At 69.3% G+C, this 14,135-nt stretch carries 14 protein-coding genes; 9 read left to right on the top strand and 5 right to left on the bottom strand.

Annotated features, from left to right (window positions below):
• Window positions 1–8: 8 nt before the first annotated feature.
• From FFI97_RS27220 to FFI97_RS27210, 3 genes are read right to left on the bottom strand one after another with little or no spacing between them, the layout of a single operon-like run.
• The gene (locus tag FFI97_RS27220) at window positions 9–1,226 is read right to left on the bottom strand and encodes an acyl-CoA dehydrogenase family protein (RefSeq protein WP_139701430.1); all 1,218 of its coding nucleotides are present in this window, start codon (window positions 1,224–1,226) and stop codon (window positions 9–11) included.
• A gap of 18 nt (window positions 1,227–1,244) precedes the next feature.
• Window positions 1,245–2,435: an acetyl-CoA C-acyltransferase gene (locus FFI97_RS27215; RefSeq protein WP_062478557.1), complete on the bottom strand. Its 1,191-nt coding sequence runs from the start codon at window positions 2,433–2,435 to the stop codon at window positions 1,245–1,247.
• A 32-nt stretch (window positions 2,436–2,467) separates the two neighbouring features.
• Entirely contained in the window at window positions 2,468–4,603 is a 2,136-nt protein-coding gene (locus FFI97_RS27210; RefSeq protein WP_139701429.1) for a 3-hydroxyacyl-CoA dehydrogenase NAD-binding domain-containing protein, read from the bottom strand.
• 157 nt (window positions 4,604–4,760) lie between these two features.
• Between FFI97_RS27210 and FFI97_RS27205 the strand changes: the two genes are divergently transcribed.
• Window positions 4,761–5,678 (top strand): LysR family transcriptional regulator, encoded by a 918-nt coding sequence (locus FFI97_RS27205; RefSeq protein WP_062478562.1) that lies wholly within the window; start codon window positions 4,761–4,763, stop codon window positions 5,676–5,678.
• On the opposite strand, the gene FFI97_RS27200 is transcribed toward FFI97_RS27205, so the two are convergent.
• Both FFI97_RS27200 and FFI97_RS27195 read right to left on the bottom strand, forming a co-directional pair.
• Window positions 5,663–5,905 (bottom strand): hypothetical protein, encoded by a 243-nt coding sequence (locus FFI97_RS27200; protein ID WP_139701428.1) that lies wholly within the window; start codon window positions 5,903–5,905, stop codon window positions 5,663–5,665. The genes FFI97_RS27205 and FFI97_RS27200 overlap by 16 nt on opposite strands.
• A 47-nt stretch (window positions 5,906–5,952) precedes the next feature.
• Window positions 5,953–6,291: a Rieske (2Fe-2S) protein gene (locus FFI97_RS27195; RefSeq protein ID WP_062478568.1), complete on the bottom strand. Its 339-nt coding sequence runs from the start codon at window positions 6,289–6,291 to the stop codon at window positions 5,953–5,955.
• A 175-nt stretch (window positions 6,292–6,466) separates the two neighbouring features.
• Between FFI97_RS27195 and FFI97_RS27190 the strand changes: the two genes are divergently transcribed.
• The 8 genes from FFI97_RS27190 to htpX all read left to right on the top strand — a co-directional run bounded on the left by FFI97_RS27190 (window position 6,467) and on the right by htpX (window position 14,133).
• Window positions 6,467–7,204, top strand: coding sequence for a peptidoglycan-binding protein (locus FFI97_RS27190; protein ID WP_185993726.1), 738 nt, complete (start codon window positions 6,467–6,469; stop codon window positions 7,202–7,204).
• Window positions 7,205–7,352: 148 nt separating this feature from the next.
• Window positions 7,353–7,562, top strand: a complete 210-nt coding sequence (locus FFI97_RS27185; protein WP_139701426.1) for a DUF2892 domain-containing protein — start codon at window positions 7,353–7,355, stop codon at window positions 7,560–7,562.
• A 3-nt stretch (window positions 7,563–7,565) separates the two neighbouring features.
• Entirely contained in the window at window positions 7,566–8,087 is a 522-nt protein-coding gene (locus FFI97_RS27180; protein ID WP_062478577.1) for an RNA polymerase sigma factor, read from the top strand.
• 45 nt (window positions 8,088–8,132) lie between these two features.
• On the top strand, window positions 8,133–9,164 hold the full coding sequence (pyrC, locus tag FFI97_RS27175; RefSeq protein WP_139701425.1) for a dihydroorotase: 1,032 nt from the start codon (window positions 8,133–8,135) through the stop codon (window positions 9,162–9,164).
• Complete coding sequence (locus FFI97_RS27170) at window positions 9,161–9,979, top strand: NYN domain-containing protein (protein ID WP_062478583.1); 819 nt, start codon at window positions 9,161–9,163, stop codon at window positions 9,977–9,979. Before pyrC ends, FFI97_RS27170 begins: the two co-directional genes overlap by 4 nt.
• Window positions 9,955–10,740 (top strand): DUF3025 domain-containing protein, encoded by a 786-nt coding sequence (locus FFI97_RS27165; RefSeq protein ID WP_139701424.1) that lies wholly within the window; start codon window positions 9,955–9,957, stop codon window positions 10,738–10,740. The genes FFI97_RS27170 and FFI97_RS27165 overlap by 25 nt, the downstream gene beginning before the upstream one ends.
• Before the next feature lie 105 nt (window positions 10,741–10,845).
• Window positions 10,846–13,101, top strand: coding sequence for an IgaA/UmoB family intracellular growth attenuator (locus tag FFI97_RS27160; RefSeq protein ID WP_139701423.1), 2,256 nt, complete (start codon window positions 10,846–10,848; stop codon window positions 13,099–13,101).
• Window positions 13,102–13,260: 159 nt separating this feature from the next.
• Complete coding sequence (gene htpX / locus FFI97_RS27155; RefSeq protein WP_139701422.1) at window positions 13,261–14,133, top strand: protease HtpX; 873 nt, start codon at window positions 13,261–13,263, stop codon at window positions 14,131–14,133.
• The last annotated feature ends 2 nt before the right edge of the window (window positions 14,134–14,135 follow it).

Here is a 14,135-nt window from a genome sequence, read left to right as displayed (position 1 = left end):
GTCTCTCCTTACAGGCCAAGGATCATCTTGGAGATGATGTTCTTCTGGATTTCGTTCGAGCCGCCGAAGATCGACAGCTTGCGGTTGTTGAAGTAGCGCGAGGCGGCGGCCTTGGCGTAGGCCGGGCCGAAGGTCTCGCCGCCGTTCTCGGTGTAGCCGTCCTGCAGCGCTTCGGCGACGAAGGGACGGCCGTACACGCCCATGGCGCGGCGCGCGAGCGACGAGATTTCCTGGCGGATCTCGGTGCCGCGAATCTTCAGCATCGAGCTTTCCGCACCGGGCACGCCGCCGCCGGCCACCGCCGCGATCACGCGCAGGTTGGTGGTCTTCATGTTCTCCAGGTCGATCTCGACGCGCGCCAGGCGTGCCGCGAAGGCCGGGTCTTCGGCGAGCGGCTTGCCGTTCTTGGTCTGCGAGGCGGCGATGCCCTTGAGCTGTTCGAGCGCGGCCACCGAGAAGCCCACGCCCGCGATGTTGGTGCGCTCGTAGGTCAGCAGGTACTTGGCGCAGGTCCAGCCCTTGTTCTCTTCGCCCACGAGGTTCTCGGCGGGCACGCGCACGTCGGAGAAGAACACCTCGTTGACTTCATGCTCGCCGTCCAGCGTGATGATCGGGCGCACTTCCACGCCGGGCGAGGTCATGTCGACCAAGAGGAAGCTGATGCCTTCCTGCTTCTTCGCCTCGCGGTTGGTGCGCACCAGGCAGAAGATCATGTTGGCGTGCTGGCCCAGCGTGGTCCAGGTCTTCTGGCCGTTCACGATGTAGTGGTCGCCCTGCGCGTCGATGCCGCGCACGGCCGTGGTCTTCACCGCGGCCAGGTCGGAACCCGCGCCGGGTTCCGAGTAGCCCTGGCACCACCAGTCGGCGCCGCTCAGGATGCGTGGCAGCCAGTAGCGCTTCTGCGCTTCGTTGCCGTACTTGATGAGCACCGGGCCCAGCATGTTGACGCCGAAGGGCACGATGCGCGGCGCGAAGGCCAGGGCGCATTCGTTCTCGAAGATGAACTTCTCGACCGCGGTCCAACCCGGGCCGCCGTACTGCTCGGGCCAGTGGTTGGCGAGCCAGCCGCGCTCGTTCAGGATGGCGTGCCATTCCTGCATGTCGGCCTTTTCCAGGATCTTGCCGCTGCGCACCTTGTCGGACAGCCGCGCGGGCAGCTTGTTCGCCAGGAAGGTGCGCACTTCGCTGCGGAAGGCTTCTTCTTCGGTCGTGAAGTTCAGGTCCATCGCGGACTCCTCAATGAATCAGTAGATTTCGAACAGGCCCGCGGCGCCCATGCCGCCGGCGATGCACATCGTGACCACGGCGTACTTGGCGCCGCGGCGCTTGCCTTCGAGCAGCACGTGGCCCGTGAGGCGCGCGCCGGTCATGCCGAAGGGGTGGCCGATGGAGATCGCGCCGCCGTTCACGTTCAGGCGCTCCGACGGAATGCCCAGCTTTTCCTGGCAGTAGATCGACTGCGAGGCGAAGGCTTCGTTGAGTTCCCACAGGTCGATGTCCTGCACCTTCAGGCCGTGGCGCGCGAGCAGCTTGGGCACGGCGAAGACCGGGCCGATGCCCATCTCGTCGGGCTCGCAGCCGGCCAGCGCCAGGCCGCGGAACGCGCCCAGCGGCTTCAGGTTGGCGCGCTCGGCGTCCTTGGCTTCCATCATCACGCAGGCCGAGGCGCCGTCGGACAGCTGCGAGGCGTTGCCGGCGGTGATGAACTTGTCGTCGCCCATCACGGGCTTGAGCTTGGCCAGCGCCTCGTAGGTGGTGCCGCGGCGGTTGCAGTTGTCTTCCGTGGCGGTGACTTCGCGGTGGGTGACCTCCTTGGTCTCCTTGTCGGTCACGGCCATCGTGGTGGTGCAGGCCACGATCTCGTCCTTGTAGCGGCCGGCCAGCTGCGCTTCTTCGGTCTTGCGCTGGCTCTCGGCGGAGAAGCGGTCTTGGGCTTCGCGGCTGATGTTGTAGCGCTTGGCGACGATGTCGGCGGTGTCGATCATCGCCATGTAGAGCTCGGGCTTGTGCTCGACGATCCACGGGTCCAGGCTGAGGTCGCCACCGTCACCGGGGCTGCGGCCGCGGATCTGCGAGATGCTTTCCACGCCGCCCGCGATCATGGCCGGCGCGCCGTCCACCACGATGCGGCCGGCGGCCATGGCGATCGCCTGCAAGCCCGAGGCGCAGAAGCGGTTCACGGTGGTGCCGGCGATGCTGATCGGCAGGCCCGAGCGGATGATCGACTGGCGCGCGATGTTGCGGCCGGTGGTGCCTTCGGGGTAGCCGCAGCCGAGGATCGCGTCCTCGATCAGGGCCGGGTCCAGGCCCGAGCGCTCGACCGCGGCCTTCACCGCGAACGAGGCCAGCGTGGCGCCGGAGGTGATGTTGAATTCGCCGCGGTGCGCCTTGGTGAGCGGGGTGCGGGCGGTAGAAACGATGACGGCTTCACGCATGGGTTTGTCTCCTGGACGGTGGGCTCTAACGGTTACTCGGATTGATTCAGGCTGGCGAAATCGGCGCCGCGTTCGACCAGCTCCACGAGCAGCGGCGACGGCTTCCAGAAAATCGGGTCTGCCTTGGCGAACTCGCGGATGTCGGCGAGCACCTTGGGCAGGCCCACGGTGTCGGCGTACTTCATGGGGCCGCCGCGGTGGCGCGGGAAGCCGTAGCCATAGAGGAAGGTCACGTCCACGTCGAGCGGGCGCAGCGCGATGCGCTGCAGCACCACGTTGGCGCCTTCATTGACCATGGCGGCCATGTAGCGGCGCATGATTTCTTCTTCGGTGAAGGCGCGCGGCGTGATGCCGGCGCGCACGCGCTCGGCGTCGATGATGGCCAGCACCTCGGGGTCGGGCACGCCGGTGCGCGCGCCTTCGGGGTACAGGTAGTAGCCGCGTTGCGTCTTCTGGCCGAACCAGCCGCGTTCGCAGATGCGGTCGGCCACCTGCACGTAGCGCGCCTGCGGGTCGCGCGTGGCGGCCTTGCGCTTGCGCGTGGCCCAGCCGATGTCGCCGCCGGCCAGGTCGGACACCTGGAACGGGCCCATCGGGTAGCCGAAGTTGCGCACGGCCGCGTCGATGTCGTAGGGCGATGCGCCGTCTTCCATCATGTGGTCGGCGGCCTGGCGGTACACGGCCAGGATGCGGTTGCCGATGAAGCCGTCGCACACGCCGGCGCGCACGGGCACCTTCTTGAGCTTCTTCGCGAGCTCGAAGCCGGTGGCGACCACGTCGGCGCTCACCTTGGCGGGCACCACGATCTCCAGCAGCTTCATGATGTTGGCGGGCGAGAAGAAGTGCAGGCCCACCACGTCCTGAGGGCGCGAGATGCTGGCGGCGATCTCGTCGATGTCCAGGTACGAGGTGTTGGTGGCGAGCACGGCGCCCTTCTTGCACACGCGGTCGAGTTCGGCGAACACGGCCTTCTTGACGCCCATCTCCTCGAACACGGCCTCGACCACGATGTCGACATTCGCGAAGGCGTCGTAGCTGGTCGAGCCCGAGAAGCGCGCCATCACGGCGGCCTTGGCTTCGGGCGTCATGCGGCCCTTGGCGATGAGGCCGTCGTACACCTTCTCGACGTGGGCACGGCCGCGCGCCAGGCTGGGCTCGTCGCGCTCGACCATGGTCACGGGCAGGCCTGCGTCGAGCATGGCCACGGCAATGCCCGCGCCCATGGTGCCGCCGCCGACGATGCCGGCCGAGGTGAGCGCGCGCGGGCTGGCCGAGCGGGTCTCGGGCGCCTTCAGCACTTCGCGTTCGGCGAAGAAGGCGTGGATCAGGCCGGCGCGCTGCGGGCTGTCGATGCACTGCAGGAACAGTTGGCGTTCGAGCGCCATGCCTTCGTCGAAAGGCAGCGTGAGCGCGCCTTCGACCGCTTCGACGATCTTCATCGGCGAGAACAGGCCGCGGCTCTTCTTGGCGGTGTCGGCGCGCGCGGCCTCGAGGGCGGCGCGGGCAGCTTCCTTGTCGGCCAGGCCGGCGGCGTCGCGCGTGCGGCGCACCGGGGCATTGGCGCCGACCAGTTCCTGCGCGTAGGCGAGGCCTTCGGCGCGGGCATCGGCTTCAGCGCCGAGGCGATCCACGAGGCCGAGCGTCAGCGCTTCCTTGGCGCCCGCATGGCGGCCGCTGAGCATCAGTTCGAGCGCGGGCTTCACGCCGATCAGGCGCGGTGCGCGTTGCGTGCCGCCCGAGCCGGGCAGCAGGCCCAGCGCTACTTCGGGCAGGCCGAGCTTGGCGGTGGGCGCGGCGAGGCGGTAGTGCGCCGACAGGGCAATTTCCAGCCCGCCGCCGAGCGCCGCGCCGTGAATGGCGGCGACCACCGGCTTGGTGCAGTTCTCGATCTTCAGGCAGACCTCGGGCAGCGAGGGCTGCTGCGGCGCCTGGCCGAACTCGCGGATGTCCGCGCCGGCGATGAAGTTGCGGCCCGCGCCGACGATCAGCACCGCCTTGGCGCCGCTGTCGGCCTCGGCCGCGTCGATGGCGGCGGCCAGGCCGCGGCGCACGTCCACGCCCAGGGCGTTGACGGGCGGGTTGTCGATGGTCACCACGCACACGTCGCCTTGACGCTGGAAGGTGACGGGACCGTTGGACGTGGAAGGGCTGGGAGTGGGGGTGGCCATGTGCGTGTCGCTTGTCTCTTGCTTGCGTGGCAGGCCCTCGTGAAGTTTCGAGGGGTCCGGGGCTCTGGGGAGCCCTGCATTCTTGGCCGGCATCGGCGCTTTGACAATTCCATAGGTGGTTGACAGACTGTCAAAGAATTTTTGACACAATCCGCTCATGGACCTGCAATCGCTCACCCTGCTGGTGGAAATCCTTGACGCGGGCAACCTGAGCGCGGCGGCGCGCCGGCTCAAGATGACCCGCGCCAACGTCAGCTACCACCTGAACCAGCTGGAGCGTTCGGTGGGCGCGCAGCTGATCCGGCGCACCACCCGCCGCGCCGAGCCCACCGAGATCGGCCTGCGGCTGTACCAGCACGGCGTGGCCATCCAGGGCGAGCTGCTGGCGGCGCGCGAGTCGGTCACCGCGCTGGGCGAGGGCCTGCAGGGCCGCGTGCGCCTGAGCGTGCCCAGCGGCTACGGCCAGCTCGTGATGGCCGACTGGCTCATCGACTTCAAGCGCCAGTACCCCGGCATCGTGCTCGACGTGGTGTTCGAGAACCGCATCGAGGATTTGCTGCGCGACGAGGTCGACATCGCCATCCGCGTGATCCCCGAGCCGCCGCAGAACCTCGTGGCGCGCGAAATGGGGCCGGTGCGCTACGTGGCCTGTGCCACGCGCGCATATGCCGAGCGCCACCCGCTGCCTGTGCAGCTTGATGCGCTGCGCGCCACGCCGGTGGTGACGGCCGCCGTCATCGGGCGGCAGCTGCGCATCTCGGCCTACCAGGGCGAGACGCGGCGCGAGGTGATCCTGGAGCCGACGCTGATCTCGGAAAACTTTCTGTTCCTGCGCCAGGCCATCCTCGCGGGCCTGGGCGTGGGCCTCGTGCCCGACTACGTGGTGCAGGAAGACGTGCGCCGCGGCGACGTGGTGACCACGCTGGACGACTGGCGCCTGTCGATCTTCGGCACCCAGATGTTCATGCTCTACATGCCGAACCGCCAGCACACGCGGGCGATCCGGACGTTCATCGATTTCATCCTGGCGCGGGTGCGGCCGGAAGAAGCCGAAGAAGCTCAGTCGCAGCGGTAGACGACTTCTCCTGCCGGCACACCCTGCGCCGGCACCTCCGACAGCGTGCTGCTCAAGAAGCGCATCGGCGCGCCGAAGTTGCGGCAGTAGTTCTCGGCGTCCTGCGCGGTGGGCGACTTGAACACGCCGTCGGCCAGGAAGGTGACGCGCGGCGCGGGCCGCGAGACGCAGCCCGCGCCGATGAGCAGGGCCGGAACGAGGACGGAGAGAGCAGCGAATCGGCGCATGGGGCAGGGCGGAGAGAAGAGGCCGCGACTGTAGCCGCTCGGCGGCCTCAGTCGGCCAGCCACACGCTGCCGTCCGCCGCCTCGCGCAGCGCCAGCGGCGTGAGGCGCGCCCCGCGGCAGGGGCCGCCCACGCAGCGCCCGGTGTCGGGTTCGAAGATCGCGCCGTGCCGCGCGCACATCAGGTAGCGCCCGGAGCTTTCGAGGATCTGGCCTTCGAAATCGAGCGGGCCGCCGGCGTGCGGGCACTGGTTCAGGTAGCCGTGCACGGCGCCCTGCCAGCGCACCGCGAAGGCCGGCGCGCCGCCGGGCGCGGTGAACAGGGCCGCGAGGCCGCCGTCGGCGAGTTCGGTGGCGATGGGGTGTGCGGTCGGGGCGGGCGCGGTCATGGGGTGCGAGCCTACCAAGGTCCGCCACGGGGCTGGCGCCCGGGGGACACCCCCGCGTCATCGCATGTTTCGGCTATGTCATCCGACCAATAGACGCAGGGGCGTGCCGTTTTCACAATGCATCCGCTCGCTTTCCTTCGTCCGTGCATCCTTGTCTCAAGGGGGATTCCCACCGATGAGCACGCTGAAACAGGGCTGGCGCGGGGCCGATGTCCGTCGCCTGCAGGAGGCCCTGAACCGCAAGCTGCAACCCAGCCCCGCCCTCGTCCCCGACGGCGACTACGGCCCCGTCACCCGGGCGGCCGTGCTGCGCTTGCAGGCTGCGCACTGGCTGTGCGAAGACGGCGAGGCCGGCCCCTGCACCCGCAACGTGGCCTTCGACAACGAAACCCACGCGCCGCTGCTGCACCCCGTGGCGCTGATCCCGCAACCCGCGCCCGCACTGTGCTGGGCCGCGGCCACCGCGATGCTCACGCGCGCCACCGTGCAGACCGTGGTCGCGCGCACGCCCTGCGAGCTGATGGGCGCCGACGGCGCCTTGCGCCGCCGCGTGGACAGCGACCGCCATGCGCAAGGCAGCGACGATGACGACAACCGCCGCTTCGCCGCTGCGCACGGCCTCACGCTGCGGCCCCACGGCCCGTGGACCGTCGCCGCGCTGCGCACCGCGCTGCACGCCGGGCCGCTGATGTTCGACCTGCGCTGGGGCGCCAAGGGCGGCGCGCCCGCCGGCCAGCCGGGCCACATGGTCGTGCTCGCGGGCATCCGCGGCGACAACGACCCCGGCGGGGGCGGCACCACGCTGCGCCTGTTCGACCCCTGGCCGCCGGGCCGGGGCGCGCGCAGCTCGACCAGCCATGTGCGCTGGATGCAGGCCGTGGCCGAGCGCGTCTGCGGGGTGTTCCAGCGGTAGTGGCGCCTGGCTGCCGTGGCCATTGGCACCAGCGCATGAAAAAATCCTGACTTTCCGCGAACCGTTTTGGCGGGTGGCTGCCTCTTTCCATGCGGGAGGGGCGTTCTGCTCCCCCGCATTCACACGTCACGGATCGAAGGAAACCACCATGCTTTACGTCAAGAATGTTCCCGGCTGGGAACGCGCCCTGCGCATCGCCCTGGGCCTCGCCGGCCTCGCCTTCGCCGCCATGAACTGGCCGGCGAATGCCCTGGCCGTCGCGGTCGGCCTCATGGGCGCGATGCTGGCCCTCACCGGACTCGTCGGTTTCTGCCCGATGTGCGCGATGGTCGGGCGCAAGCTCGACAAGGGCCGCTGACCCATGGCCACCGCAGCGATCGACCGCACCTGCCTGATCCTGGCCGCGCAGACCGGCGACCCCGTCGCCCTCGAAGGCCTGCTCGCCGCCTGCCAGACCGACGCGCGCCGCTACGCCCGCCGGCACTGCCAGGCCAGCGACGTGGACGACGCCGTGCAGGAATCGCTGCTCGTGGTCGCGCGCCGCGTGCGCGGGCTGCAGGCGGCCGCGGCGTTCTCGTCGTGGCTGTTCACCGTCATCCGGCGCGAATGCCTGCGCCTGCAGCGCGCGATGTTCCGCCACGACCCGCTCGACGAAGACACCGTCGAACGCCAGCTCGCGGCCCGCAGCGACCACGCGCTGCGCATCGACCTGGCCCATGCGCTCGAATCGCTGCCAGCGCACTACCGCGAGGTCGTGCTGCTGCGCGACTTCGAGGAACTCACCATCGCCGAGATCGCCGAGCGCCTGGGCGAGCCGCCGGGCGCCGTGAAGAGCCGGCTGCACCGGGCGCGCCTGCTGGTGCGCGAGTACCTGCTGGGGTAGCCCGGGGGTGCTCCGGTCGAGGGGCGATGCGACAATCTCGCCGCAATGACAGACACCCTCACGATCACCCGCCCAGACGACTGGCACCTGCACGTGCGCGATGGCGCCGCCCTCGAAGCCGTCGTGCCCCACAGCGCCCGCCAGTTCGGCCGCGCGCTGATCATGCCGAACCTGCGTCCGCCCGTGACCACCGCCGCCCAGGCCGTGGCCTACCGCGACCGCATCCGCGCCGCCGTGCCCGCGGGCACGTCCTTCGAGCCCGTGATGTCGCTCTACCTGACCGACAAGCTGCCGCCCGAAGAAATCGCGCTGGCCGCCGAAGCCGGCGTGCGCGCGCTCAAGCTGTACCCGGCCGGCGCCACCACCAACAGCGATGCCGGCGTGACCGACATCCGCAAGACCTACAAGACGCTCGAGGCCATGCAGAAGCACGGCCTGCTGCTGCTGGTGCACGGCGAAGTGACCGACCCCGCCATCGACCTGTTCGACCGCGAAGCCGTGTTCGTCGACCGCGTGATGATCCCGCTGCGCCGCGACTTCCCCGAACTCAAGGTGGTGTTCGAGCACCTCACCACCAAGGAAGGCGCCCACTACGTGCGCGACGCCGGCCGCTTCACGGCCGCCACCATCACGGCGCACCACCTGCTGTACAACCGCAACGCCATCTTCACCGGCGGCATCCGCCCGCACTACTACTGCCTGCCCGTGCTCAAGCGCGAGACGCACCGCGTGGCGCTGGTCGAGGCCGCCACGAGCGGCAGCGACCGCTTCTTCCTGGGCACCGACAGCGCGCCGCACCCCGCGCACCTGAAGGAACATGCACTGGGCTGCGCCGGCTGCTACACCGCGCTCACCGCCATCGAGCTGTACGCCGAGGCCTTCGACAGCGTGAACGCGCTCGACAAGCTCGAAGGCTTTGCCAGCTTCCACGGCCCCGACTTCTATGACCTGCCGCGCCACACCGACACCATCACGCTGAAGCGCGAAACCTGGACCCTGCCCGAGACCGTGCCCTACGGCGAAGCCACGCTCAAGCCGCTGCGCGGCGGCGAGACGGTGAACTGGAAGCTCGCATGACGGCGCCGGTGCCCCTGTCGTCGCTGCGCGTGATGCTGCTGATCGACGCCGACAACGTCTCGGCCGACGTGATCGAGCAGGCCGTGCAGCGCACGATGGAGGACTACGGCGCCATCCACGTGCGCCGTGCCTACTGCAACGCCGAGATGGCCGTGAACCGCCAGGCGCTGTTCAAGCGGCTGTCGGTGCGGCCCATGGTGAACCTGTCGGCGGGCAAGAACAGCACCGACATCGCGCTGGCCGTCGACGCCATCGACCTCGTGATCGCCGAGCGGCCCGACGTGGTGGTGCTGGTGTCGTCCGACTCCGACTTCGCACCGCTCGTGATTCGCCTGCGCGAAAAGGGCTGCCGCGTCTGCGGCATCGGCCAGCAGGGCAAGACCGGCGAAGAGACCGTCGGCGTCTACGACAGCTTCATCGACCTCGCGCACCACGGCATCAAGCCGGCCGTGCGCACCGCACCGGCCAAGAAGGTGGCGGCTGCGAAGAAGACGCCGGCCGCGAAGACCGCCCCCGCGAAGAAGGCTGCGGCCAAGACCGCGCGCAAGACGGCGGCAAAGACGGCCAAGCCGGTGGCACCGCCACCGCCGCAGCAGCCTGAAATTTCCGAAGCCGCCGAGTTCATCCTGCAGGCCGTGCCCGCGCTGCGCCGCGGCACCGACGTGCCGCTCAACGACGTGGCCAAGGCCCTGCGCACCGCCGGCCTGCTCAGCAAGAGCGGCAGCTCGCTCAAGCTGTTCGACAAGCTCACGGGCGAGTTCGCGGTGATGCAGCACCCCGACCGCATCCGATGGACGGGGGCGCCCGCGCCTTGAGCCCGGGCCTGCCAGCGGTCGCGGCCATCGATTGGGCCGCACCCTGGCTGGCGCCGTACCGTGATCCCGGCGAAGCCGTGGCGCGGACCATCGCACAGGGTGGCACCGTCGCCGCCGCGCTGCAGGCGGCCAAGCCACCCGCCGTGCCCGACTTCGTCACGCAGGACGCGCTGCCCGAGGGCCAGGCCTACGAGGCCCACATCTTCCGCACGCGCACCGTGCCCACGCGCGACAACCTGCACGACTTCTTCAACGGCCTGGTCTGGCTGGCCTTTCCCGAGACCAAGCGCCGGCTCAACGAACTGCAGGCCACCGAGATCGCACGCGCCGGCGTCGGCGCCACGCGCGGGCCGCTGCGCGATGCGCTCACGTTGTTCGACGAGAACGGGGCCGTGCTCGATGCACCGCCTGCGCTGTGGGAGGCGCTGGTGGCGCGCGACTGGCAGGCGTTGTTCGTCACGCGGCGCAGCCTGTGGCATGAGGCGCGCCTGTTGCTCTTCGGTCATGCGCTGCTTGAAAAACTGGTGACGCCGCGCAAGCCGATCACCGCGCATGTGTTGTTGACGCACCGTGCGACCGGCGCCGCAGCCGTCGACGATGCGGCGATCGCCCGAAGCATCGGTGCGAAAAGGCTCGAAGCCAAGCCTTTCGTGCCCCTGCCGGTGCTCGGCGTGCCCGGTTGGTGCATCGAGAATGACGCGGCTTCGTTCTACGCCGACCCGCAGGTCTTTCGACCGTTGCCGGGTTCGTCGGAAGGCTGAAGCCACGCCAGCACGCACGGGTTCGGGAGGGCCCTCGGCTGGCGGTCGCATCGCGCGCAAGTGCGCGCGACGTACGTCAAAAAAATCAGGGAGGTTAAAAAAAAGATGGACACCGTCCTCATCGTTCTCAAGCTCGGGCTGGTTCTCTACGGGATCTACAGCTTCATCACCTACATGTCGCGGCGCTCCGAGAACCGGAATGCCTTGAAAGACTTTCGCAGCAGCTCGCCGGTGCTGCGCAGCATCACCGACGAAGAAAAATCGGCGCTGCAACCCTTTCTCATGGGGCAGGGCCTCGTGATCGGCGACAACGTGCACGAGCTCGACGGCGCGTTCGTGCGCCACGGCCTCCAAACGCAAGGCGCGACCACGCTGCACGACACCCTCGGCGATGTCGACGTGCTGCTGCCCTACGACGCCATCCATTACGTCGAGGCGTACAACGAGGCGCAGGTGGTGTTGTCCGGCAAGTGCGCGGTGGTGATCCGCCTGAACGGCTTCGAACTGCTCGAAGGCCGGGCGCGCGCGCAGCGCCAGCAGGCCCAAGACCAACAATGGCAGCGCGGCGAGCTCGGCGCGCTGCCGTCGCTCGATGAGACCGTGGCGGCCGAAGTGGCGACTGGCGCGGTGGTGCCGGAAGCCGCGGTGGCATCGATCGCGACCGACCCGAACGCGCGCTACCAGCGCGGCGAGGTCGACATCCTGAGCCAGCGGACCGAAACGCCCGAGGAGGTCGAGAGCCGCATCGGGCGCGGCGGCTGGGCCTCGGCCTTCGCGTGGCTTCTGGCGTTCGTGCTGTTGTGGGTCGCCACCTGGGACGCCACGCGCGCGGCGCGCATCTCCCTGCTGGGCGCAGGCCTGCTCGCGGGTTTGTGGGCCGTGTGGCTGTTCGTGCGCAAGCCGCCGGCCACGGCGCCGGAGCGGGAACCGCAGCCCGTGAACCGCGTGCGCGGCATGCTCAACCAGATTTCGGTGACGAATGCTGGCAACACGTCGGTCCAGAGCGTGGGCCTGTTCATCGGCGACAAGTTGAGCCTCGTGTTGCCCTCGCACTGGCGTAACGCGGCAGCGGTGGCGCACGGCGAGGTGATCGAAGCCGAGCTGCGCACCAGCGACTACAGCGCAGTGGGCTTCGGCCCCAAGTGGTCGGTGAGCGACGAGTGGCGGCGTTTCCAGCCCGTGTACTGGGGACGGCACCTGCTGCATCTGATCATCGGCCTGCTCGCCGCAGGTGCGGTCGCGCTGTCAGTGCCCGACCTGCGCAGCGAGGCTGCGCTGGCGGCGCAGTGGGTCATGAATGGCAGCGGCACCACCGCCTATGCCGACGTCGGGCAACTGGCCGACAATCCGCCGCCCTGGGGCAGCCGCGCGCGCATGGCAGGCGAAGGCCGGTGCGAGATCGACCTGAGCGGCCGTGCCGGCGTGCCCGCCACCGATTGCACCCTGGTGCGCTGGGACGGCACCGCACCCGTTGTTCCCGCGTTGGACATTCCGCAGACCGTGCTGGCGCTCGCCAGCCCCCACTTCATTCGTGTGTCCGAGGACTACACGATGTCCAGCCTGATCGAGGTGCAGCGGCTTCTGCAGGGCGGACGGGTGGACGACAGGCTCGCGGCCTACAGCGCGCGCGAGCGCACGCTGTGGATCGCGCGGGGTTTCGACCAGTCGGTGGCGGCGATCGAGGCCGCCTGCAAGGACGCCGATGGCCTGTCGCCCTCCGCCTGCGAGAGCCTGCAGCGCGACCTCGTGCGCACCATCGACGCCACCGTAGACAAGGACGGCGTCGACATGCCCGTGATCACCTGGCAGGCGTTGGCCGCGAGCGTGGCGACGGGCCAGGAGAACGCATCCCTGAGGCTGTCGCAGCAACAGCTGGCGTCTGTCCGGCGTGCGTTGCAACAAGCCGTCGACAGTACGGTGGCTGCGAAGATCGAGACGGCGCGCACCGCCATCGTGCCCGCCAAGGGCGGCGTGCTGCTGGCGTCTGCCACGCGCATCGTGGACACGCCGGCGCAGCCCGGCAAGGTCGAAGATGGCGAGAGCACCCCGCTCGCCCGCTGGACCCGCCTGCAGCTCAACGCCACACCAGACAGCCTGAAACCCTTCACCCTCGAAGGCCTCGTGACCGCCAGCGGCAAGGACACCACCGGCACGCCGTGGGTGTGCGTCGACCCGAGCCTCGATGGCTCGCGCATGACCGCAGCGGGCGCGCACGCGCTGTGGTGGCTGTTCGCCGCGGGGCTGGTGCTGGTCAACGGCGTGCTGTTCGTGCTGCGCTGGACGCAGGACAGCCGCCGCCGCGACCGCCTCGAGGCCGACATCGCCACCCGCCCCGCGCCGGGCACCGGAGGCCTTTTCTGACAGGCCTTGACTCCTGCGGGGAATATCGGGGCGCCAGAACTTTTGCTCCTATCATGGCTCCACCGGAAGCAACACCGAGGGCCTCCCCGTCGCGCGCGGCTTGAAGAGGGCCCCGGGGCCCTTATCTAAGGGGGCAGATTTCCCCACGGAGAATTCAACTTGAAACGTATCCTTCTGTTTGTCCTGACCAACGTGATGGTCGTCGCGGTGCTCGGCGTGGTCGCCAGCCTGCTCGGCGTCAACCGCTTTCTCACGGCCAACGGGCTCAACCTGACGGCGCTGCTCGGCTTTGCGCTGGTCATGGGTTTCGGCGGCGCGATCATCTCGCTGCTCATCAGCAAGCCCATGGCCAAGTGGACGGCCGGCCTGCGCATGATCGACAACCCCCAGTCGCCCGACGAGGCCTGGATCGTCGGCACCGTGCGCAAGTTCGCCGACAAGGCCGGCATCGGCATGCCCGAGGTCGGCATCTTCGAAGGCGAGCCCAATGCCTTCGCCACCGGCGCGTTCAAGAACTCGTCGCTCGTGGCCGTGTCCACCGGCCTGTTGCAGGGCATGACGCGCGAAGAAGTCGAGGCCGTCATCGGCCACGAAGTCGCGCACATCGCCAACGGCGACATGGTCACGATGACGCTGATCCAGGGCGTGATGAACACGTTCGTCGTGTTCCTCTCGCGCGTGATCGGCTACGCGGTCGACAGCTTCCTGCGCCGCGGCGACGACCGCTCGTCGGGCCCCGGCATCGGCTACTACGTGAGCACCATCGTGCTGGACATCGTGCTCGGCTTCGCCGCCGCGATGGTGGTGGCCTGGTTCTCGCGCCAGCGCGAGTTCCGCGCCGACGCCGGCGCCGCCGCACTCATGGGCAACCGCCAGCCGATGATGAACGCGCTCGCCCGCCTGGGCGGCCTGCCGGCCGGCGAGCTGCCCAAGGCCGTCGAAGCCATGGGCATCACGGGCGCGATGGGCAAGCTGTTTGCCACGCACCCGCCGATCGAAGAGCGCATCGCGGCGCTGCAGAACGCGCGCTGAGC

Source organism: Variovorax sp. KBS0712 (assembly GCF_006323185.2).
Classification (GTDB): domain Bacteria; phylum Pseudomonadota; class Gammaproteobacteria; order Burkholderiales; family Burkholderiaceae_C; genus Variovorax; species Variovorax boronicumulans.
This window is presented reverse-complemented; position numbering and strand designations above follow the sequence as displayed.

What these genes read in the sequence shown, in the direction of transcription:
- FFI97_RS27220 (WP_139701430.1), bottom strand. Translation starts at nt 1,226, where the DNA reads ATGGACCTGAACTTCACGACCGAAGAAGAAGCCTTCCGCAGCGAAGTG.
- FFI97_RS27215 (WP_062478557.1), bottom strand. Translation starts at nt 2,435, where the DNA reads ATGCGTGAAGCCGTCATCGTTTCTACCGCCCGCACCCCGCTCACCAAG.
- FFI97_RS27210 (WP_139701429.1), bottom strand. Translation starts at nt 4,603, where the DNA reads ATGGCCACCCCCACTCCCAGCCCTTCCACGTCCAACGGTCCCGTCACC.
- FFI97_RS27205 (WP_062478562.1), top strand. Translation starts at nt 4,761, where the DNA reads ATGGACCTGCAATCGCTCACCCTGCTGGTGGAAATCCTTGACGCGGGC.
- FFI97_RS27200 (WP_139701428.1), bottom strand. Translation starts at nt 5,905, where the DNA reads ATGCGCCGATTCGCTGCTCTCTCCGTCCTCGTTCCGGCCCTGCTCATC.
- FFI97_RS27195 (WP_062478568.1), bottom strand. Translation starts at nt 6,291, where the DNA reads ATGACCGCGCCCGCCCCGACCGCACACCCCATCGCCACCGAACTCGCC.
- FFI97_RS27190 (WP_185993726.1), top strand. Translation starts at nt 6,467, where the DNA reads ATGAGCACGCTGAAACAGGGCTGGCGCGGGGCCGATGTCCGTCGCCTG.
- FFI97_RS27185 (WP_139701426.1), top strand. Translation starts at nt 7,353, where the DNA reads ATGCTTTACGTCAAGAATGTTCCCGGCTGGGAACGCGCCCTGCGCATC.
- FFI97_RS27180 (WP_062478577.1), top strand. Translation starts at nt 7,566, where the DNA reads ATGGCCACCGCAGCGATCGACCGCACCTGCCTGATCCTGGCCGCGCAG.
- pyrC (WP_139701425.1), top strand. Translation starts at nt 8,133, where the DNA reads ATGACAGACACCCTCACGATCACCCGCCCAGACGACTGGCACCTGCAC.
- FFI97_RS27170 (WP_062478583.1), top strand. Translation starts at nt 9,161, where the DNA reads ATGACGGCGCCGGTGCCCCTGTCGTCGCTGCGCGTGATGCTGCTGATC.
- FFI97_RS27165 (WP_139701424.1), top strand. Translation starts at nt 9,955, where the DNA reads ATGGACGGGGGCGCCCGCGCCTTGAGCCCGGGCCTGCCAGCGGTCGCG.
- FFI97_RS27160 (WP_139701423.1), top strand. Translation starts at nt 10,846, where the DNA reads ATGGACACCGTCCTCATCGTTCTCAAGCTCGGGCTGGTTCTCTACGGG.